The following is a 21230-nucleotide window of genomic DNA, read 5'->3' on the forward strand; positions in this document are numbered from 1 at the left end:
GCCGCGCAAGTGGCGGGACAGGCCTCCGATGTGTGATGTCTCCACCCTGCCCCGCCACACCCCGATTGAGTCGAGAAAGGACATTTCTACTTTGATGAAGCGCGGACTCATTATCTTGGTGACAACAAAATGAGCAAGCTGTGCGCCCCCATCCCAGCCGCCTTGACAGCTTTGCTGCACTGCTGGCCTAATAGATCTTGCGTGTTTGCCTTGAGGTTTTTCTGGTCGAGGGTCAATGCCAGTCGTGCTCAACCGTCTGCTCACTGTTTCGGGACTGATGCGACAACCGCACAGACATCCGGATGACGAGACGACTCCCGTGCAAGTGCCGCCGCAACATCCGGTGCTGATGGTTACGGTTCTGGGGGTAAACCCCGAGGAACACCCGGAAATACTCCATAAGGTGTTGGCGCGGCATGGTCAGCGGCATCGTTGCGTCTTTGTGCTGGATCATGATGATTTTGCGCCGTTTCTGGCGCGTGGCGTTGCACTGGAATATCTGACACCGCTGGATCTGCAGGCCCAGCATGCCGCGCTGATGGATTGGCCCGATTACCTGTCGGAAAAGTGGATGCTGTTGCAGCTGAAATGGCAGCCGGGACAGATCATTGCTTATGGCATGACCGCCGACCGCTTTCTGAACCTGTCGCGTGCTGGCCGGGACAACGGCTTGTGACCGCTGCAGTATTTGACATTATTTTCGTTGCAGATCCACGGTTTGAAGGCGGAAGCTCAACCGCAATGGTGGTCGAGATGGCCGAGGCTGCCCGGATGGGCCTGCGCACCGGATTGTTGATGCTGCGCGGCCCGATCATCCGTCATCCGTTTCCCGTGCATCCCCAGATCCGCCGTCTGTTGGAGGATGGCGCGGTAGAGCGGATCGACCCGGATCAGGCGCTGTCGGCACGGCTGGTGCTGGTGCATCACCCGTCGGTGCTGGAACATCCGCTGGCACCACGGCCACGCATCCTTGCCGGGCAGCTGATCATCGTGCTGCATCACCCCGCGCGCGACGCGGCGGGTGCGGTGCAATATGATCTGAGCACGGTGCTTCGCCATGCGCGGATGGGGTTTGATCTGGGCGCTGACACTGGCGCCGATACGCGCTCTGCCATTTGGCTGGCTCCGGTGTCGGCGGTGGTGCGGCACGGCCTGTCCGCGCCGCTGCCGCAGGGTGCGCAGCTGTTGCCCGACGACTGGACCAACCTGATTGATCTGGCCGACTGGCCGCCGCGTCCGCCGCGCCAGAGCGCGCAGGCCGATCGCCTGGTTCTGGGCCGCCATGCCCGCCCGGACCGCAAGAAATGGCCCGACACGGCAGCCGAGGCCTTTGCCGCCTGGCCCACCCCCCCCGGCTGGCGCCTGCGCGCGCTGGGGGCGGATGCCGAACTTCTGGCCGATTACGGACCGCTGCCCGCGGCATGGGATCTGCTGCCCTTTAACGCCGAACCCGTGGCCGAATACCTTCACAGCGTTGATGTCTGGGTGTATTTTCATTCACAGGCCTGGTCCGAAGCCTTTGGTCGCGCCACGCTGGAGACGATGGCATGCGGCGTGCCGGTGGTGCTTGCACCGCTGTTCCGCCCGCTGTTTGGCGAGGCCGCACTGTATTGCACCCCGGCGGAGGTGGAACCGTTGTTGCGCCGTCTGGCGCAAGATCCGGTGTTCTGGGCCGAACGGGCGGCTGCGGGACGGCGGTTTGCCGAAACCACCCATGCGGCCGGTCTGTTTGCCGCCCGCATCACCCCTTTGCTGGACGCGGGGGCGAATGCCCTGACGGCTGACACGCCTGCACCGCACATCAGCCTGCCGCCCCTGCCCGATGCCAAGGTGCTGTTCCTGTCGTCCAACGGCATCGGCATGGGGCATCTGGTGCAACAGATGGCGATTGCCGAGCGGCTGGCCCCGGGTCTGGTGCCGGTGTTCGCCACCATGTCCTATGCCGCGCAGCTGACGCGCAAGGCTGGCCTTGCGACCGAATTTCTGCCGGGTCACCGCAACGGCGGGCTGGACCCAAGCGATTGGAACCCGCAATTCGCCGAACATCTGCTGGAACTGCTGATCCGCCTGCGCCCGCGCGTGGTGATGTATGATGCAACGGCAGTGTTTGAGGGCGTGATTGCCGCACTGCACAGCTATGCCGAGGCGTTTACCGTCTGGGTGCGCCGCCCGATGTGGCAAGAGTGCCACCGCGTCTTTCTGCCCGCTCTGTGGGAGTTTGACGCAGTGATCGAGCCGGGAGAACTGGCCGAGGCACTGGATACCGGCCCCACGCTGGAACAGCGCAACATGGTATTGCCGGTGCCGCCGGTTCTGCACGTTGACCCCGGCGCGCGGCTGACATCGGCTGCGGCGCGGCGGGCATTGGATCTGCCCGAAGCGGCCACGGTCGTCGCGGTACAACTGGGCGGCGGCAACAACTATCCGCTGGGTGATCTGCGGTCGCGGCTGCTGGCCGACCTGTTGGCGCGGCCCGGTCTGATCGTGCTGGAGATCACCGCCCCGATTGCCGTGACCGGCCCTGCCCCACAACCGCTGGCCGAAAACCATCGCATTCTGCCGCTGTTCCCCCTGTTCCGCTACAGCCGGGGCTTTGATGCCATGGTCAGTGCCGCAGGCTACAATGCGTTTCACGAACTGGTGTTGGGCGGTGTGCCGACGCTGTTCGTGCCAAATGAGGGCCCCGAAATGGACATGCAGGTGAACCGGGCAATCTGGGCCGATCTGGCCGGTCTGGCGCTGATCTGCCGGCGCGACCGGCATCAGCCGCAGTTGTCGCAGCTGCTTGACCGGTTGCTGTCTCCGGTTGAGGCGGCGGCGATGCGGCGGCGTATGGCTGCCCTGCCCCGTACCCCCAACGGCGCGCAGGTGATTGCCGACTATGTCGAAGATCATGCCCGCCTGATCCGGGCCGACAGACCGGCCGGGCTGCAAGCCTGAGCCATGGCACGCACCCTGTTGTTCCTGTCGTCAAACGGTGTCGGGCTTGGGCATCTGACCCGGCAACTGGCGGTGGCCACGCGGCTGACGGCCGGGTTCAGGCCGGTGTTTCACACCATGGCAACCGCCGCGCAACTGGTGCGCGCGGCCGGGTTTCCGGTGCTGTTCCATCAGCATCATCTGGCCGCAAACCTGCCCCCCGGTCCGTGGAATGACATGCTTGGCCAAGAGCTTCTGGCGCTTGCAGACCGGCTGGACCCTGCTGCGATCATCGTCGATTCAACAGCCATTTTCGGTGGTTACGTGACGTTGTTACAGCATTGGGCACACCGGCCAAGACTGTGGCTGCGTCGTCCGATGTGGCAAGAGGGCAACCGGCATTTCCTTGACCATGCCGGGCTGTTTTCCGATGTGATCGAACCCGGCGAACTGGCGGCAGAGCTGGACCAAGGCCCCACCACCGGGCATCCGGCGCTGAAGGTGCCGCCGGTCCTGCACATCAGCCCGCATCAGCGCCAGCCCCGTACAATCGCCCGCCGACTGCTGAGCGCCGATGATGACCGCCCGCTGGTGGCGCTGCAACTGGGCCATGTTTTCGGCTCCCGCACCGCTGATCTGCGTCACCGCTTGCTGGCCGCGCTGGAGCGCATGACGGTGCAGGTGGTCGATATCCACTCGCCACTGGAACCGCCGGGGCCTGATCCCGGCCCCTGCACGCAGATTCTGTATCCGTCTTATGCGCTGTCGACCGGCTTTGACGCGCTGATCACGCCTTCGGGCTACAACAGCTTTCACGAAAGCCTGCTGGGGGCTGTGCCGACGTTGTTCCTGCCGCAGGCCGGGCCGGGCATGGACCGGCAAGACCTGCGCGCGCTTTGGGCCGCGTCGCGTGGGCTGGCGCTGACGCTGGAGGCCGACGCCGGCGAGGCCGGGATTGCGGACGCGGTGCAACAACTGTTGGCGCCGGATTTTTCGCAAGCTCTGGCCGCTGCCGGTCTGGCCGAAGGCTGGACGAACGGCGCTTTCGACATCGCTCGCCTGTTGGCTCAGAGGGTGCAGGAATAGCCCCAGCCCTGGCGCAGCGCACAATCCGCTGCGTAAACCCGTGCCAGCCGAGCCCGCAGATCAGGCGGGATCAGGTCTTCGGCATGGGGAAAGCGGCCATGAGAAAGGTGTTCGGCGTGCAATTCGTCCAGCGTGGGCCGCGCGCCCGATGGCAGGCGAAAGGTGCCGGTTTCACGCGCATTCACCCGCTGGAACAAGCGCTGTGCCATCGCCGGGCCAAGCACATCAGACGCCCAAAGCGGCAGTTCAGAAAGATCGGGGTGGTGGTGATAGGGATGGTCGAACAGGTGCAGCGCTTGCGGCCGGAAATGGACATCCGCCGCCTCGGGGTCGGGCTCCAGCATCGCCGCCACCCAGTCCTCCAGCCGGGCCTGCCCTGCCTGCGCCCCCAGCACCGCATGGCTGGCCGCCCAAAGATCCGTCGCACCGTGCCGGGCGATCAGTTTGTCGCAGACGGCAGAGACGAACCGCTCCAACGGGTCGCGGTGTACCACCAGCAGCACATCGGCGGGCCGCACCTCGGACAGATGGCGCACCACAGGCAAACCCGCCAACCGCCGCTCGGGCGCTTTGCGCCCGGTGAAACAGGCCAGCAATGCAGTGGAGGCGTTTTTGCAGATCGGTGGCCACAGCAAGCGCCCCGCTGTGCCCGACATTCCGGGCGCAGGCCCGGCAATCAGGTGCAATCTGTCGGGTGTGCGGTCAGCCAAACTGGCGCTGATCCCAGTCTTCCAGCCGCAACCGCAGCGCTTCCAGTGTGTCCGCGTCCATGCCCGCGCGCAGCCGTTGCAGCGCCTCCAGCGCGCCCGTGTCGCCATCGCGCGAGGCCAGCGTCAGCCAAAAGGCCGCCGACAGAGCGTCCGACGTCACCCCTTCGCCGACTTCGAACATGTGCCCCAGCACCGCATAGGCCGCCCGCGACCCCAGCAGCGCCGAACGCCGGTAGAGCTCCACCGCATAGGTCAGGTCAGCGTCGACCCCGTTGCCGGTGCGATAGGCGTTGCCCAGATTGACCATGGCATCACGGTCGCCCAGATTGACCGCGCGGGTGTAATAGGCCAAAGCACCGTCGATGTCGGCCGCACCGCCCTGCCCGCGCTCCATCATCAGCCCCAGCCGGTTCAGCGAGGCTGCCCAATTCTGCTCGATCGCCCGGTTGAACCACGCGCGCGCTTTTGCCTCATCCTTGGCCACGCCTCGCCCGTTCAGATAGGCCACGCCGATGTTGTGCTGATCTTCCACATGGCCACGCTCGGCGGCATACAGGAACAGCTCAAACGCCCGCGCCTCATCCATCGCGACGCCGGAACCCTTGAGGTACAGGTTGCCAAGCTGATGCCAGGCCGCCAGATAGCCCTGCGCCATCGCCGCCTCGCTCAGCCGGACGGAGTCTTCGCCGCGCCCTGCCCGGTCATAGGCCCGTGCCAGCAGCGCCTTGAACCGGGGCTGATCGGGAAACTCGGCCACCGCCGCCTCGCAGACCGGAATCGCGCGCTGCGGGTCGATAGAGCGGAACGCCACGCTTGGCCCCACCCGCTCCGGGTCGGCCGGATGGGCGGCGGCAAGGTCGCATTGATGCGCCTGCACCACCTCGGGCTGGCCTATCTCGGGATGCAGCACGATGCTTTGCACCAGCGATGAGTTTTCCCACGGCACCTGCCGCCCCGAAGTGGTTTCCACCACCCGCGCGCGGGTTTCCTTGAAGACCTGTTCAATCGACTGGCCCTGTTTGCGCATCGCCTCGGCCAGGGCCATCGTATAAGGGCTGTTGCCGCCATCGCCATCCAGCGCCACCTCGCCCGGTGCGGTGGAAAACGCCACCAGCGTGCCGGTCCGGTCACCCGAAATGCGGGCCAGCCCCCGGTTGGCCCCGCCGCTGCGGGTCGCAGGCCCCAGCGACCGCGCCCCAAGCGGGTTGTTGCGGCAGGCGTCCAGCACAAGGATCACCGATTCCGCATCTGCGGCGTAAATCTGATCCAGCAGCGCCTTGATCGGCAGCGCGGCCAGCGGCAGATCAGCCGGTTCCTTGATATCGGCATCCAGCGGTATCAGGTAATTCTCGTCCGAATACTGAATGCCATGGCCGGCAAAATAGATCAGCACTGTCGCCCCCGCCGGGACCGAGCGGCGAAAAGCGGCGAGCTTTGCCTCCAGCTGCGCCTTTGGCGCATTTTCGCTGATTTCCACCTTGAACCCAAGCTCTTGCAGGGTTTCCGCGATCAGCCGCGCATCCTGTACCGCATTTTTCAAGGGGGTGATGGTGGTGTAATCGGCCATGCCAACCACAAAGGCGAACCGTTCGGCCATGGCCGCCGGGGTCGACACCAGTAAGCCGCTCAGCACCAGACCAAGATACAGGGCTGAAGCGCGCAGGTGGCAGGCGCAAACCCGTGCAACATGCCTAATCCGCAGCATCAGGTGCGTTCCCCCCTCAATACTCCCGACCGGACGGTGCAGACACCGGCACAGAGGATGTCCGCACAGCAGCCGGTTTGCATTTCGGGTCGCGCTTGGCCAGTTCAGCCTTGGAGCAGATCACGGGGGCTTGTGATGTGGTCTGACATCCCGAAAGGAACACGGCCGAGGCAGCCACGCCCACCAGCGCCGATACCCGGTTACGCAAAACATCAAGGGCGAACAATGGGTTGTGGGGACGTTGAACCACGACAAAAATCCCTATCAAAAATACAATAAAATAAGGGTTTCACGGGTGATGATTCGTGTCAACCGCTTGCACCGAACCGACGCGCAAGCCCACTTGTACCCCCGCCGTCAACGCATCTGCCGTCACCTCAAACCCCAGCCTTGTGCCGCCGCCCTTGGCAGAGGCCCAGCGGCCATGCTCTGCCACCGTGCCCTTTGGAAGATCAGCCAGCACCGTCACCCCCTGCGGCACAACGGCCTGCCAGCGGGCCGGGCCGGTGATGCCGCGCAAGCTGCGGTCGGCAATCCTCAGATGCCCCGGTGCGGCAAACCACAATCTGCGTTGCCACAGGAGCTGTCCCGCCGCCCGCATCGTCAACACCAGCGCATCGCCCTGCATCCCGGCCTCTGCCGACATTTGCGCGGCTTGCGGAAAATCCGGCAGGGTCAGGGTGCCATGGTCGGTCTCGCATACGCCGGGCAAGGCCAGCCGTCGCGTGGGGTCGAAATACCCCGGAGCCGCGTAATCCCCCCGGCCCGGATCGGTCAGAAGGCGCTGCCGCCCGTGATCCCAGACCGGCGCGCCCAGATCGGCATGGGCATGGTCATGCGCCGCGCAATCGCCAATCCGTAGCGCCAGAAAATCATCTCCCTGCCGCAGAACTGCATGATAGCGGCCGAGAAAGACCGGCGGCGGCGGGGCGTCATCGCCCTCCATCTGACAGCCCCACAGCAGATGCAGCGGGTCAAAGGCCCCGTCGGGCAAATGCCGATGGGGCGGACCCAGCACGGGCAGCGGAGCCTGTGGCAGATCATCGCCAAAATCAGCGATCAACCCGGAGGGCCCGGTCAGCGCCGCGCGCAGACCCGCTCCCCGCAGCAAGGGCCGAAACGTATCGGGAGAGATTTGCAACGCTGGCACGTTTTGCGCGGCCTGCATCGCCAGCCAGCCATACGCCGCCGCCAGATCACGATACACCACGCCCTCGGGCCATTCGCCATCGGGGCCGATGGCCGCCAGAGAGGGGCCAAGTGCGGCCTGTGCCGCCCGTGTCGCGGTCTGTGCCAGACCTGCTCTTGCTTGGTGACTGCCGACCACCGCAGCCACCATAATCATCGCCCCGCCGCAGACAAAAGCCCAGTTTCCCGCCTGACGCGACCAACGGCTCCCGCCTTGCACCGAGGCGATGGCCCGTATCAGAAAGCGGCGGCACAAAGCATCTGCCACCTCATCCGCCAGATCCCGCGACACAAACGGACCCGCCCCATCCAGCGCAAGCGCCAGAGCGGTCGCCAGCTCGGCCATGTCCAGCAGGTGATCGTCAGCCCAGTCCGGCAGGTCAAGTGCCACCCGCAGATCCGACTCTAACAGCTGCAGATGCTTTGGGTCAGCCGACAGAGCATGGGCCACAAGCGCGTGGCGCACCCGGTCTGCAAGTGTGCGCGCAAAGCCCAGACGCCTGCCACCCGGCTCTGATTCTGCCACGACCGGCCCTGCCTGCGCCAGCTCCACCGCCCGTGCCAGCACCCGTTGCGACAGGGCGGCATGATCCGGTGACAGGCCCGCTCCACGCCGCACCCTGCCCCGCCAGTCTGTGGGCAGGATCAAGGGCATCGCAAAGATGTACGAGCGGCAAGGATCATCGCAACATGCTGACACAGCCACAACGGGCTGCCAATGCTGCAAAACTTTATGAAATGGTGCACCCAGCACGATTCGAACGTGCGACCTTTGCCTTCGGAGGGCAACGCTCTATCCAGCTGAGCTATGGGTGCCTGCGGGGTTCTATAGCGGCCTTGTCGCAAGGCTGCAACGGGAAAGGAATTGCAGCGCCCGTCCTTAGCCAAAAATCTCGTGGCAGAATTCCAGCGCGTTGATCAGCGCATCAACCTCGGCCTCGGTGTTGTACATCGCAAATGAGGCCCGGCACGTTGCGCCCACCCCCATATGCGCCATCAGCGGCATGGCGCAATGCGTGCCCGCGCGCACCGCGATGCCGCGTTTGTCGAGGATGGTGCTGATGTCATGTGCATGGGCCGCCCCTGTCAGCGTAAAGCTGAAAATCGCGCCCTTTGTTGCCGAATTGCCCTGAATGTTCAGCCAGTTGAGGCCGGAAAGCTGGTGTTGCGCATAGTCGCGCAACCGGCGCTCATGCGCGGCAATCCGGTCCATCCCGATGTCCATCAGATAGGACAGCGCAACACCCAGCCCGGTCTGCTGCACAATGCCCGGCGTGCCGGCCTCAAACTTCATCGGCGGGTCATTGTAGCTGATGGCATCGCGCGTGACTTCGCGGATCATGTCGCCGCCGCCGAGGAACGGTCGCATCTCATCCATCCTGTCACGACGGATGAAGATCGCGCCAGAACCGCTTGGCCCGTATAGCTTATGTCCGGTGATGGCAAAGAAATCGCAGCCCATCGCCTGCACATCAATGGGCATATGCACCGCCGATTGCGAGCCATCCACCAGCGTCGCCACCCCCCGCGCGCGCGCGGCATGGCAGATGCTGGCGACATCGACCACGGTGCCGGTGACGTTCGACATCTGGGTGATCGCGACCAGCTTGGTACGCGGACCGATGGCGTCGATCACCGCCTGCGGGTCCAGATCGCCATTGGCATCGCAGTCGACCCATTTCAGCACCACGCCCTGCCGTTCGCGCAGGAAATGCCAGGGCACGATATTGGCGTGATGCTCCATGATGCTGAGCACAATCTCATCGCCCGGCTGAAGCCGCGGCGCCGCCCAGGCATAGGACACCAGATTGATGGCTTCGGTCGTGCCGGTGGTAAACACGATCTCGTCTTCGGATCCTGCATTCAGGAACCGCGCGATGATGCCGCGCACCGATTCATACTTATCGGTGGCAAGGTTGGAAAGGTAGTGCAACCCCCTGTGAACATTGGCATATTCCATCGAATAGGCCTTGGTCACCGCGTCGATCACGCATTGCGGTTTCTGCGCAGATGCGCCGTTGTCCAGATAGACCAGCGGCTTGCCATTGACCTGCCGCGACAGGATCGGAAAATCGGCGCGGAGGGTTGCGATATCAAGGGTCATCAGATCATCGGCCCCATGAACGGGATCAGCACCAGTGCCAGAATGAAGCCGACCGCAATCAGCGTCAGCAGCACGCCCAGAAACGTCAGCAGCACGGATTTGAACCCGTGAAGTTCGGCCACGAAGTTACTCAGAAGCCAAAGAAAAATCCCGACCGAGATATATCCCACCAGCACCGAGACCGGGGGCAACAGCACCTGGCTTACAATCTGCACCACCTGCAGGATCAAAAGGATGAACTGCAGCCAGATCATCAGGATCAGCGCATCCTCGAACCGGCCGGTGCCACCGCGCCAGCGCCCGACCCAATGGATCACGAACACCGCCGCCAGCATCAACCCGCCCTGCATCACCGCACTGGTCAGCGGGCTGGACATTGCCCCCGCCATTGTCTGCCGCACCTCTGCCGGCATCAGCGCAAAGGCCAGATGCGCCAGAATGGCCGAAGTCACCGCCATCAGCGCCAGCGCCACCCAGCGCGCCGACATCGGCAGATCGGCCTGCATCACCATCCGCGCGCCCATCCGCGGATTTTGCACGGTAAAGCGCGCCAGTGACAGCAAGGATGACAGCGACAGGTCCATTCAGCGTTCCACTTCGATCAGGGCCTGCGCCCAGAAAATCACAAAGACCAGCCCCGCGATGACCCCCACCGCCGTCAGCGCCGGACCGGGGCCAATCATGCCCGCCACCAGCCCTTGGAGCAGCATCAGCGGTGTCACCGCCACCAGCGACCAGAACAGCGCGATGCGCGCGCCATACCAACTGCCCCTGCCCCCAAGCGCCCGTGCGACCAGACGGCCGACCGCTGCCAGACCATACCACAGCGGAATCGTCGCCAACAGCGCCAGCCCTATGGCCAAAAGTCGCGGCGCAACCGGCGTATTGCCATCGGCAAAGGCCGCGCGCGAGGCGGCAGGCCATTGCGCGACAAAGGCCAGCACCAGAAACGCCACCAACAGGCTGAAGGCAAAGGGTTCTGACCGTCCGCGCGCCAGATGCCTGCGCACCACAACGCGCGGACGCCGCCAGCTTTCAACGATGTCGGTGGTGATCGACATCAGTGTTCATGGCGTTGCAGCCAGCCTTCCAGCCGGGAGCGGATGTCTTCGGCAATCGCCTCATCCTCGATCTCGCCGATGGCTTCGGCAAGAAACGCCAGAACCAGCAAGCTTTGCGCCATGCGCTTGGGCACGCCCCGCGATTGCAGGTAGAACAAGGCCGTGTCGTCGATCGCGCCCGAGGTGCTGCCGTGGCTGCACTTCACGTCATCGGCGTAGATTTCCAGCTCCGGCTTGGCAAGGAACTGGCTGTCCCCATCCAGCAAAAGACTTTGGCTGATCTGATAACCATCGGTCTTTTGCGCGCCCTGTTTCACCAGGATCTTGCCCTGAAACACGCCAACGGCACCGTTCATCAGCACCTTCTTGAACACCTGACGGCTTTCACAGCGCTGGCCTTCGTGGGTCATGAACACGGTGTCATCGTGGTGAAAGGTGCCGTCGCCCACCGCAGCCCCTGCGACATGGGCCACGCCATCATCGCCGACCAGTTCGATGATCTGCTCGTTCCGGGTCAGGCAGCCATTGGCGGTCAGGGTGAAGGACTTGAACAACGCCCCTGCCCCGACACGCGCAAAAACATGCGTCACCGCCCGGCGTTCGTGGTCACGACCCTGCGCGCGGATGTGGTGGAAACGCGCGCCATCGGCAACCTCGACCTCCATCACCTTCGTCACCCGCGCGGCGGCGGGGCCATTTTCCAGAATGGTCAGTTCGGCGTCTTTTTCCAGCTTGATGCAATGATGGATCAAGGCATCAGAAGTCACTGATGTATGATGATAAATCAGAGAAATCGGCCGGGCCGCCTTTGCGGTCGCGCGGATCAGAAAGCCCTCGGAGGCATAGGCGGTGTTGAGCGTGGCCAGCGGGCGCTGCACCGGGGTCTGGCCCCGGGTTTCCAGCACACCATAGATGTCGCGCGCCCAATGGATATCGACGCCGTCGGCCTGCGACAGCGAGGTGATTTCCACCCCGGCCAGCGTCGGGTCATCCGACTGCGCCGGATCGAACACACCATCGACAAACACCAGTTTCAGTGCGTCGATGCCGTCAAACGCCGGCGCCTCATCGCCCGCATCGAACAGCGCGGCGGGGGTCGGCGTGGCCGAGGTCAGGCTGGCCGGATCGGTGTAGCGCCAGTATTCATCGCGCTTTGTCGGCAGGCCCATTGCCGCCAGACGGGCCACAGCATCGCGCCGGGCAGCCCCAAGCCAACCGCTGCCACCAGCGGTCAGCGCCGCTGTGCGCGCCGTCAGCGCATCGGTTTTGGTCTGCGCCAGTGCCATCACTCCGCCTCCGCCAACAGGGCGGCGTAGCCGTTGTGCTCTACCTCCAGCGCCAGTTCGGGACCGCCGGACTTGATGATGCGGCCAGCGGCCATGATGTGCACAACATCAGGTTTGATATGGTCCAGAAGCCGTTGATAATGCGTGATAACAAGGAAAGACCGCCCGGCGTCGCGCAGGGCATTCACGCCTTCGGACACCAGTTTCATCGCATCAACGTCAAGACCGGAATCAGTCTCGTCCAGGATGCACATCCGGGGTTCCAGCATCGCCATCTGCAAAATCTCGTTGCGCTTTTTCTCGCCGCCAGAAAAGCCGACGTTGACCGGGCGCTTGAGCATTTCGGCGTCGATCTTCAGATCCTTGGCCTTGGCCCGCACGGTTTTCAGGAAATCCCCTGCCGACAGCTCATCTTCGCCGCGCGCTTTGCGCTGTGCGTTCACAGCGGTGCGCAGAAAGGTCATGTTGCCGACGCCGGGGATCTCGACCGGATACTGGAATGCCAGAAACAGCCCTGCCGCGGCGCGCGCTTCGGGTTCCATCTCCAGCAGCTCTTCGCCTTGTAGCGTGGCGCTGCCTTCGGTCACCTCGTACCCCTCACGGCCCGCCAGAACATAGGACAGTGTGGATTTGCCCGACCCGTTCGGCCCCATGATGGCATGCACTTCGCCCGGCCCGATCTTCAGATCGACACCGTTCAGGATGACTTTATCCTCTTCTTCAAGTTTGACGTGCAGGTTTTTGATTTCCAACATTTTTCGGCCTCTTGGTATTCTGTCCCGGCGCTTGGCGCCCTTATTGCGGTTTCAAAAACCAGCCCATCACCCAGGCCAGTTTGTCGGCGGGAATGGAGCTGGGTTCCAGATGAAATTCGGCCATGCGGCCATGGATCGTCACCGGGCGGAACATCGCCTCGATGGCGTGATAGGGTTCCCGCCCGGCGTAATCGTCAAACAGGACGGTCACCGGGCGGGTGATGCGAAAGGCTGTGGCCAGCAGGCAGGCCGGGCGAAAGCGACCGTCGATCAGCACCAGATCGGGGTGGCGAAACCGGGGATGATCCCAGATATCAAGGGCATAGCCGGGGAACTTGCGAAACGCTTTTTGCCCGGTCGGCATGCCCCATTTGCCGGTCGGACCGATATCGGCGTGGTGCAGCACCACTTCGGCCTTGGGCGGGTGCTGGGCGAACCAGTCACGCATCCCGTCCAGCCATTCGGCGTCGCTTTCGACCGAAAGCACGGTCTTGCCCATCTCGGCCGCCATCAGCGTCGAGCCGCCCGAGCCATATTCCAGCACCACCTGCGCCTTGTGCAACGCAACGGCGAGTGCCGCCGCCTCGACATCCGGCAGGGTCACGATCGGGCGGTCGACAAGCTTAACCATGGCGCGGGGCCATGGTTAAGCGATCCTGTGCCGCCGGGTCGTTCATGAGGATCATCGCGTAAGCCATTGTTCCGCAGCCGTTATCCGACAGAGCCTTCAAGCGAGATCGCCACCAGCGCCTGTGCTTCCATCGCGAACTCCATCGGCAAGGCCTGCAGCACATCCTTGCAGAAGCCGTTTACCACCAGGGCGACCGCCTCTTCCTCATCCATCCCGCGCGAGCGGCAGTAGAACAGCTGATCTTCGTCCACCTTGGAGGTGGTCGCCTCATGTTCCACCCGGCTGGAGTTGTTCTTGACCTCGATATAGGGCACCGTATGCGCGCCGCATTTATCGCCGATCAGCAGGCTGTCACACTGGGTGTAATTGCGGCTGTCGGTGGCCTTTGGGTGCATCGACACGAGGCCCCGATAGGTGTTCTGCGCCCGGCCCGCAGAGATGCCCTTGGACACGATGCGCGATTTGGTGCGTTTGCCCAGATGGATCATCTTGGTGCCGGTGTCGGCTTGCTGGGCGTTATTGGCGATGGCAATCGAATAGAACTCGCCCTGTGAATCGTCGCCGCGCAGGATGCAGGACGGGTATTTCCAGGTGATCGCCGAGCCGGTTTCGACCTGCGTCCACATCACCTTGGCCCGGTCCTCGCGGCAATCAGCGCGCTTGGTGACAAAGTTGTAGATGCCGCCGACACCGTTTTCATCGCCCGGATACCAGTTCTGCACGGTCGAATATTTGACCTCGGCATCCTCCAGGATCACGATTTCCACCACGGCAGCATGTAGCTGGTGGGTGTCGCGTTTCGGCGCGGTGCAGCCCTCCAGATACGAAACATAGCCGCCCCGGTCGCAGATGATCAGCGTGCGTTCAAACTGGCCGGTGTTTTCGGCGTTGATGCGGAAATAGGTCGACAGCTCCATCGGGCAGCGGGTGCCCGGTGGGATGTAGACGAAAGAACCATCGGAAAACACAGCAGAATTCAGCGTGGCAAAGAAGTTGTCCGACTGCGGCACGACCGTGCCCAGATATTTCTGCACCAGCTCCGGGTGTTCCCGCACCGCCTCGGAGATCGAGCAGAAGATCACGCCAGCCTTGGCCAATTCCTTCTTGAACGTGGTGCCAAGCGACACGGAATCGAACACCGCATCGACCGCGACCTTGCGCTCACCGCCCTCGGGGGCCTCTACTCCGGCCAGAAGTGCTTGTTCCTTCAGCGGAATACCCAGCTTGGCATAGGTGGCCAGCAGCTTGGGGTCAACCTCATCCAGCGACTTTGGCTTGACGGCCATGCTCTTGGGTTTGGCGTAATAATACTGATCCTGATAGTCGATGGCGGGGTAATTCAGCATCGCCCAACGCGGCTCTTCCATCTTGACCCAGCGGCGATAGGCGGCGAGGCGCCAGTCAAGCATCCACTGGGGTTCTTCGTTTTTCGAGCTGATCAGCCGTACGATGTCTTCGGAGACGCCCTTTGGGGCATAATCCATCTCGATATCGGTTTCCCAGCCGTGTTTATACTTGCCGGACATCGCCTGCACGGTTTCGATCGTTTCGCGATCCACACCTTCACGCACTTCTGTCTCAACAACGTCCATCGGACTATTCCTTTATTCTATCAGGGTCTTGCAACCCGTTATTCACGCAGCGCGCGCCAACGCACGGGCGTAAGCGGCCGCCCAACCTTCGGCAAAGCGCAACACGTCGTCGCGCGTGATGCCGGGGCCGATTGAAATCCGGATTGCCTGAGCGGCCAACCCGTCATCAAACCCCATCGCCCGCAGCACCCGGCTTGCCCGGACCTTGCCGCTGGAACAGGCCGAGCCTGCCGAGACGGCATAGCCCGCCAGATCCATCGCCATCACCTGCGTCTCGCCCTTCCAACCGGGTGCGATCAGGCAGATCGTGTTCGGCAGCCGGGACGCTTCTTTCCCGACTGAAATAGTATTGTTTGCGAGGCCCGACAATGCTGAATCTAGAATATTTCTAATTTCCGCCACCTCATCCCAGACACCATTGGCCAGATCGCGCGCCGCCGCCTCAGCCGCTGCGGCAAAGCCAGCAATGCCGATCAGGTTCTCGGTCCCGGCCCTGCGGCCCATTTCCTGACCGCCACCGCGCAATTGTGCCGAGGTTTCAAGGCCCTGGCGCAGCACGAGTGCCCCCACGCCCTTTGGCCCGCCCAGCTTGTGCGCCGAGACCATGCCCATGTCGCAACCCAGCCAGTTGAAGGCCAGCGGCACCTTGCCAAAGGCTTGCGTCAGGTCTGACAGCGCCAGCCCTTGCGGCAGGGTCTGCACAATTCCGGTCTCGGAATTGGCCAGCTGGATGGCAGATTCGCGCGGCACATTCGCCTCGATCCGCCCCGCCGCATCGACCGGCAACAGCGGTTCGCACCAGGCCAGCACCGCGTCATGCTCCACCTCGGAACAGGCCAGATCGCGCCCGGCAGAGGCCAGAGCGGCGGCCTCGGTCGCGCCGGAGGTGAACACAATGTCAGCCCCGTCCGCGCCCAAAGCGGCGGCGAGTTGGGCGCGCGATTTTTCAATCAGCGCCTTGGCGGCTCGACCTTCGGCATGCACGCTGGACGGGTTGCCGACCAGATCCATGGCCGCGATCATCGCGGCGCGCGCTTCGGGGCGTAAGGGCGTGGTGGCGTTCCAATCGAGATACAGGCGGGTCATTCCTCATCCACCACGCGGAACAGCGCGGGCACCGCCGGACAGGGCTGCATTTCGTTGCGGATCACATCCGAGAGCCGGGTCTGGTGCAGGAACACATAGACGTTGGCGCTCAGCCCCTCCCACAGCCGGTTGGTCAGGCTTTGGGCCCGGGTGCCCGACACGCCCCCGCTGGCTCCGGCCCCGGTGTGCAGCGCATCCACGGTTTCCTCGACCGCCTCCATCACCTCGGAGACGCGGATCTCGGCCGGGGGGCGTGCAAGTTTATAGCCGCCGCCCGGCCCGCGCACCGCCTCGACCAGACCGGCGCGGCGCAGTTTGACAAACAGCTGCTCCAGATAAGGCAAGGAAATGTCCTGCCGCTTGGCAATGGCGGCCAAGGAGACCAGCTCTTCGGCTTTGGCCTTTGCCTCCATCAGCGCCAGATCGGCCAGAGCCACCATCGCATAGCGCCCTTTGGTCGAAAGTTTCATAGACAGACCCCTGAATGGCGGGAATACCGCCTGCAAATGGATTGACGCGGAACACAGGGACCATTACCTGCATTTGACCCGTAGGCTGGCACCGTCAGTTGTTGACACGTCATGCTTAGAACGGTTCTAGATAAGCCGAGCGTTACCGTCAAGAAATGCTCGCGGGAAAGACAGGCAGGAAACACATGCCCGAAGTGATCTTCGCAGGCCCAGAAGGCCGCCTTGAAGGCCGTTACCACCCGCAGAAGGATCGCGACGCGCCTATTGCCATCGTTTTGCATCCGCATCCTGCCTATGGTGGGACGATGAATAACAAGGTGGTGTATAACCTTCACTACGCCTTTTACAATCTGGGCTTTACCGTCCTGCGGTTCAACTTCCGCGGTGTCGGGCGCAGCCAGGGCGAATACGATCAGGGCATCGGCGAATTGTCCGACGCGGCAACCGCACTGGATTACCTGCAGTCGATGAACCAGAATGCCAAGCATTGCTGGGTTGCGGGCTTTTCCTTTGGGGCCTGGATCGGGATGCAGCTCTTGATGCGGCGGCCCGAAATCACCGGATTCATCTCGGTGGCCCCCCCGGCGAACCTGTATGATTTCTCATTCCTCGCCCCCTGCCCCTCGTCTGGGCTGATAATCAACGGCTCTGCCGACAAGGTGGCGCCGCCAAAAGATACCAAGACGCTGGTGGGCAAGCTGCATGAGCAAAAGGGCATCACCATCACCCATACCGAGATCGAAGGCGCGGACCATTTCTTCAAGGATGAAGAAACCCATATGAAGCCGATGATCGGAACCGTGTCGGATTATGTCCGTCGCCGGTTGGGAGAAGTGTCGCGGTGAGCGATTTCATTCAGGATCTGGCCGATGGCCTTGCCCGCGATGTGCTGGCAGGGTCGGTTGATCTGGATGATCCCTATTTCTACGAAAAAGTGGCCAAAGTGGTGGGCGCGTCGTCGCCCACCCTGCAAGAGGCGTTCATGACCTCGATCCGCATCCGGCTGGCGGAAAAGCGTGGGCGCGAATTTCTCGAAAAGGCTCTGGCCGCCAAACGTGCCGGGGCCAAACTGCCCGACGCCCCGCGTGAGGCGGAAAAGGGCGGGCATTAGCGTGGACGGTGCGCGCAATCCGTCTGGCCGGCTTGAGGCGCAGTTCGCCTTTCTCAATGAGGCTGACCGGCTGAAATCGGTGCTGCGCGCGACCACATTGGTGGATGGCTCGCGGGCGGAAAACTCGGGCGAACATTCCTGGCATCTGGCGCTTTATGCCCTGGTGCTGGCCGATCAGGCGGCACCGGGCGTGGATATCAACCGGGTGATCCGGATGCTGCTGATTCATGATCTGGTCGAGATTGATGTCGGCGATGTGCCGATCCATTCGGCGAATGGTCTGGCGCATGGCTCGGTCGAGACGGTTGTGGCAGAACAGCGCGCGGCAGACCGGATTTTCGGATTGCTTCCCAATGATCTGCGCGACGATCTTCGCGTCCTGTGGGAAGAGTTTGAGGCCGCCCAGACCCCCGATGCAGTCTTTGCCAAAAGCCTTGACCGGGTGCAGCCGGTGATGGCCAATCTGATGTCGGGCGGCGGAACATGGACGACTTACAATGTCACCGCAGACCAGCTGGAAAGCAGGGTCGGGGCCAAGATTGCGCGCGGCGCCCCTGCCCTGTGGGATTGGGTCAAGGCAAGGTCTGCGGCATTCTTTGACTGATCGGCGCAATTCGGTATGCGATGGCATACCGCACTAGCCAGAGCTCGCACTTTACGCTATAGCAGCGCCAACCGAATCCAACACCGAAAGGGCGATTATGACCAAAATCAAGGTGGCAAATCCTGTTGTCGAACTCGACGGCGACGAGATGACCCGGATCATCTGGGATTTCATCAAGCAAAAGCTGATCCTGCCCTATCTCGACATTGACCTGAAATATTACGATCTGGGGATCGAGGAGCGTGACCGCACCAACGACCAGATCACCATCGATTCTGCCGAAGCCATCAAGAAATACGGCGTGGGCGTCAAATGCGCGACCATCACCCCCGATGAGCAGCGGGTTGAGGAATTTGGCCTGAAACAGATGTGGCGGTCGCCCAACGGCACCATCCGCAACATTCTGGGCGGCGTGATCTTCCGTGAGCCGATCATCTGCAAGAACGTGCCGCGTCTGGTGCCGGGCTGGACCCAGCCGATCGTGGTCGGCCGCCATGCCTTTGGCGACCAGTACCGCGCCACCGACTTCCGTTTTCCGGGGGCTGGCAAACTGTCGATGAAATTCGTCGGCGAAGACGGCACCGTGATCGAAAAAGAGGTGTATTCCGCCCCGTCCTCGGGCGTTTACATGGCGATGTACAACCTTGACGACTCCATCATCGACTTTGCCCGCTCGTCGATGAACTATGGCCTGCTGAAAGGCTGGCCGGTGTATCTGTCGACCAAGAACACCATTCTCAAAGCCTATGACGGCCGGTTCAAGGATCTGTTCGCCAAGGTTTACGCCGAAGAGTTCGAAGACAAGTTCAAGGCTGCCGGAATCCATTACGAACACCGCCTGATCGACGACATGGTGGCGAGCGCGATGAAATGGTCGGGCGGCTATGTCTGGGCCTGCAAGAACTATGACGGCGACGTGCAGTCCGATACCGTGGCGCAGGGCTTTGGCTCGCTTGGCCTCATGACGAGCGTTCTGATGACGCCCGATGGTCAGGTGGTTGAGGCAGAGGCGGCGCATGGCACCGTGACCCGCCACTACCGCCAGCACCAGAAGGGTCAGCAGACCTCGACCAACTCGGTCGCGTCGATCTTTGCCTGGACCGGCGGTCTGAAGCACCGCGCCAAGCTGGACAACAACGATGCGCTGATGCGCTTTGCCCAGACGCTGGAAAAGGTCACCGTGGATGCGGTCGAAGACGGCCACATGACCAAGGATCTGGCGCTGCTGGTCGGCCCCGATCAGAAGTGGCTGACCACGATGGGCTATCTGGAAAAAGTCGACGAATATCTGAACAAGGCCCTCAAGGGCTGAGCTCGGACCGTCGGAACAGATCGGGGGGTGCAGCCGCACCCCCCGTTTTTTTAGGCGCCGGGTTTGAAGATATGGTCGTTTGGCCCGATCCGCACAGCGCTATAGCCCAGTCCGCCCAGCAGCTTTGCCGTGGCCGCATAATCGGCGCTGTGGTTGGTCAGCGCGACCCAGATCACCGGCTTGAACGCCTTGATCACCTGTTTCGCGCCGCTCAGCACATCCATATGCATGCCTTCGACATCCACCTTGATAAAGCCAAGGCCCTGCAACTCCTCAGCCTCGATCAGATCATCCAGCGCCACCATCGGAACCGGACCCGATTTTGCCGGAGCAAAGGACGTGGCCCCCAGATTGCGCGGGTTGAACCGGGCGATATCGCCCCGACCGGAGGTCGGGCCGACCATGCAGTTATAGGCCAGCGCATCGGTCAGGCCGTTGAGTTCCAGATTGCGGCACAGCGTGGCATAGGCCTGCGGCAGCGGCTCGAACGCCAGCACCCGCTTTGCCCCCAGCACCTTGCCGAAAAACACCGACGTGCTGCCGATATTGGCACCAATGTCGCAAACCGTGTCAGTCGCCTTGATCAGGGCCAGATCCTGCAATGTGCCCAGCAGCTTTGTCTCAAAGAACTGCCGGTTGCGCAGCATCATCCGCTGCACATAATCTTCTTGCGCGTCGGGCAAGGACATCGCAATCGGCGTCAACCCGGCATGAAAGCGCAGAATATGGCCCGGCTCCAGCAGGGCCACCCGTTGCAGATGGATCGCTTCCTCGCTCAACCGGATCATCTGATCCAGCTTGGCGGACAGCGCCGCCGTCGGATCGGCCGCATCCTCGGCCGTGTGGGTGGGAACGATGCCCAATGCGCGGTGTGCCTGCATGATTTGCCTCATCGTTTCTTTTGGGGTCAACTGACCATAGACCCATGAAACAAGAGCATCGCGGCCAATCTAAGGCAGGAAAAGGGCTGGACAGGTCAGGATGCCTGCCATACCTACGCGGCCATGAAACCTGCTGACAAACACACCTTGACCGAAGATGCCCAGGGCTTTGCGCTTGGCGTGTTTCTCTGTGCGCTCTCGTTGCAGTTCCTGACCCATGCCGGGCTGATCACCGGCCAGACGGCGGGGATTGCGGTGATCCTCTCCTATCTGACCGGGTGGAGCTTTGGCGTGGTGTTCTTTGTGATCAACCTGCCGTTCTATGTGCTGGCCTGGATGCGGCTGGGGCCGCAGTTCACCGCCAAATCGCTGATCTCGGTCACCGCGCTGTCGGCGCTGACGCTGATCCTGCCCGATCAGATCTCCTTTGCCCAACTGTCCACCCCGATGGCCGCCATCACCTTTGGCGCGCTGACCGGCGTGGGGCTGCTGGTGATCTTTCGCCACAACGGCTCTCTGGGTGGTCTTGGCGTGGTGGCGCTGCTGGTGCAGGACAAGACCGGGTTCCGCGCAGGTTATGTCCAGCTGTGCGCCGATGCGCTGATCTTTGGCGTGGCGCTGTTTTTATTCCCGTTCATGGTCGTCGCGTGGTCTTTGCTGGGCGCTGTGGTGCTTAATCTCATCATTGCGATCAACCATCGCCGCGACCGTTATATCGCAACGTGATCT

At 62.7% G+C, this 21230-nt stretch carries 21 protein-coding genes and 1 tRNA gene; 8 read left to right on the forward strand and 14 right to left on the reverse strand.

Annotated elements, in window-relative coordinates:
- Positions 1–277: 277 nt before the first annotated feature.
- The 3 genes from D1012_RS06740 (at position 278) to D1012_RS06750 (ending at position 4005) form a co-directional block, all read left to right on the forward strand.
- The gene (locus D1012_RS06740; protein WP_158569249.1) at positions 278–676 is read left to right on the forward strand and encodes a hypothetical protein; all 399 of its coding nucleotides are present in this window, start codon (positions 278–280) and stop codon (positions 674–676) included.
- 77 nt (positions 677–753) lie between these two features.
- Positions 754–2940: a glycosyltransferase gene (locus D1012_RS06745; RefSeq protein ID WP_199489448.1), complete on the forward strand. Its 2187-nt coding sequence runs from the start codon at positions 754–756 to the stop codon at positions 2938–2940.
- 3 nt (positions 2941–2943) lie between these two features.
- Positions 2944–4005, forward strand: coding sequence for a glycosyltransferase (locus tag D1012_RS06750; RefSeq protein ID WP_118150613.1), 1062 nt, complete (start codon positions 2944–2946; stop codon positions 4003–4005).
- On the opposite strand, the gene D1012_RS06755 is transcribed toward D1012_RS06750, so the two are convergent.
- The 13 genes from D1012_RS06755 to iscR all read right to left on the reverse strand — a co-directional run bounded on the left by D1012_RS06755 (position 3987) and on the right by iscR (position 16593).
- Entirely contained in the window at positions 3987–4715 is a 729-nt protein-coding gene (locus D1012_RS06755) for a sulfotransferase family protein (protein ID WP_158569251.1), read from the reverse strand. The two genes, D1012_RS06750 and D1012_RS06755, sit on opposite strands and share 19 nt — an antisense overlap.
- Positions 4708–6420, reverse strand: a complete 1713-nt coding sequence (locus D1012_RS06760; RefSeq protein ID WP_118150615.1) for a caspase family protein — start codon at positions 6418–6420, stop codon at positions 4708–4710. Before D1012_RS06760 ends, D1012_RS06755 begins: the two co-directional genes overlap by 8 nt.
- Positions 6421–6709: 289 nt before the next feature.
- Complete coding sequence (locus D1012_RS06765; RefSeq protein WP_158569253.1) at positions 6710–8257, reverse strand: heparinase II/III family protein; 1548 nt, start codon at positions 8255–8257, stop codon at positions 6710–6712.
- A 90-nt stretch (positions 8258–8347) separates the two neighbouring features.
- A tRNA-Arg gene (locus D1012_RS06770) sits at positions 8348–8424 on the reverse strand.
- Positions 8425–8488: 64 nt separating this feature from the next.
- Positions 8489–9712 carry a cysteine desulfurase gene (locus D1012_RS06775; RefSeq protein WP_118150617.1) on the reverse strand — a complete coding sequence of 408 codons (1224 nt, stop codon included), beginning with the start codon at positions 9710–9712 and terminating at the stop codon, positions 8489–8491.
- Positions 9712–10296, reverse strand: a complete 585-nt coding sequence (locus D1012_RS06780) for a Yip1 family protein (RefSeq protein ID WP_118150618.1) — start codon at positions 10294–10296, stop codon at positions 9712–9714. Before D1012_RS06780 ends, D1012_RS06775 begins: the two co-directional genes overlap by 1 nt.
- Positions 10297–10773, reverse strand: a complete 477-nt coding sequence (locus D1012_RS06785; protein ID WP_118150619.1) for a YIP1 family protein — start codon at positions 10771–10773, stop codon at positions 10297–10299.
- A complete protein-coding gene (sufD, locus tag D1012_RS06790) occupies positions 10773–12059 on the reverse strand; it encodes a SufB/SufD family protein (protein ID WP_118150620.1) in 1287 nt (428 codons plus the stop codon). The genes D1012_RS06785 and sufD overlap by 1 nt, the downstream gene beginning before the upstream one ends.
- Entirely contained in the window at positions 12059–12814 is a 756-nt protein-coding gene (gene sufC / locus D1012_RS06795; protein WP_118150621.1) for a Fe-S cluster assembly ATPase SufC, read from the reverse strand. Before sufC ends, sufD begins: the two co-directional genes overlap by 1 nt.
- Positions 12815–12854: 40 nt before the next feature.
- Positions 12855–13445, reverse strand: a complete 591-nt coding sequence (locus D1012_RS06800; protein ID WP_118150622.1) for a hypothetical protein — start codon at positions 13443–13445, stop codon at positions 12855–12857.
- An 80-nt stretch (positions 13446–13525) separates the two neighbouring features.
- Positions 13526–15037 carry a Fe-S cluster assembly protein SufB gene (gene sufB / locus D1012_RS06805; RefSeq protein ID WP_118150623.1) on the reverse strand — a complete coding sequence of 504 codons (1512 nt, stop codon included), beginning with the start codon at positions 15035–15037 and terminating at the stop codon, positions 13526–13528.
- 42 nt (positions 15038–15079) lie between these two features.
- Positions 15080–16123 carry a cysteine desulfurase family protein gene (locus D1012_RS06810; RefSeq protein WP_118150624.1) on the reverse strand — a complete coding sequence of 348 codons (1044 nt, stop codon included), beginning with the start codon at positions 16121–16123 and terminating at the stop codon, positions 15080–15082.
- Positions 16120–16593: a Fe-S cluster assembly transcriptional regulator IscR gene (iscR, locus tag D1012_RS06815; protein WP_118150625.1), complete on the reverse strand. Its 474-nt coding sequence runs from the start codon at positions 16591–16593 to the stop codon at positions 16120–16122. Before iscR ends, D1012_RS06810 begins: the two co-directional genes overlap by 4 nt.
- 185 nt (positions 16594–16778) lie before the next feature.
- Here iscR and D1012_RS06820 point away from each other — a divergent pair, with 185 nt between their 5' ends.
- The 4 genes from D1012_RS06820 (at position 16779) to D1012_RS06835 (ending at position 19620) form a co-directional block, all read left to right on the forward strand.
- A complete protein-coding gene (locus tag D1012_RS06820; RefSeq protein ID WP_118150626.1) occupies positions 16779–17438 on the forward strand; it encodes an alpha/beta hydrolase in 660 nt (219 codons plus the stop codon).
- Positions 17435–17704, forward strand: a complete 270-nt coding sequence (locus D1012_RS06825) for a hypothetical protein (RefSeq protein ID WP_233517037.1) — start codon at positions 17435–17437, stop codon at positions 17702–17704. The genes D1012_RS06820 and D1012_RS06825 overlap by 4 nt, the downstream gene beginning before the upstream one ends.
- Before the next feature lies 1 nt (position 17705).
- Entirely contained in the window at positions 17706–18308 is a 603-nt protein-coding gene (locus D1012_RS06830; protein WP_118150627.1) for an HD domain-containing protein, read from the forward strand.
- A 97-nt stretch (positions 18309–18405) separates the two neighbouring features.
- Complete coding sequence (locus D1012_RS06835; RefSeq protein WP_118150628.1) at positions 18406–19620, forward strand: NADP-dependent isocitrate dehydrogenase; 1215 nt, start codon at positions 18406–18408, stop codon at positions 19618–19620.
- Positions 19621–19670: 50 nt separating this feature from the next.
- On the opposite strand, the gene D1012_RS06840 is transcribed toward D1012_RS06835, so the two are convergent.
- Positions 19671–20501, reverse strand: a complete 831-nt coding sequence (locus tag D1012_RS06840) for an FkbM family methyltransferase (RefSeq protein ID WP_158569255.1) — start codon at positions 20499–20501, stop codon at positions 19671–19673.
- 123 nt (positions 20502–20624) lie between these two features.
- On the opposite strand from D1012_RS06840, the gene D1012_RS06845 reads away from it, so the two are divergent.
- Positions 20625–21227 (forward strand): YitT family protein, encoded by a 603-nt coding sequence (locus tag D1012_RS06845; protein ID WP_118150630.1) that lies wholly within the window; start codon positions 20625–20627, stop codon positions 21225–21227.
- Positions 21228–21230 lie beyond the last annotated feature (3 nt).

The sequence above is a fragment of the Pseudotabrizicola alkalilacus genome, from assembly GCF_003443995.1.
GTDB classification, from domain to species: domain Bacteria; phylum Pseudomonadota; class Alphaproteobacteria; order Rhodobacterales; family Rhodobacteraceae; genus Pseudotabrizicola; species Pseudotabrizicola alkalilacus.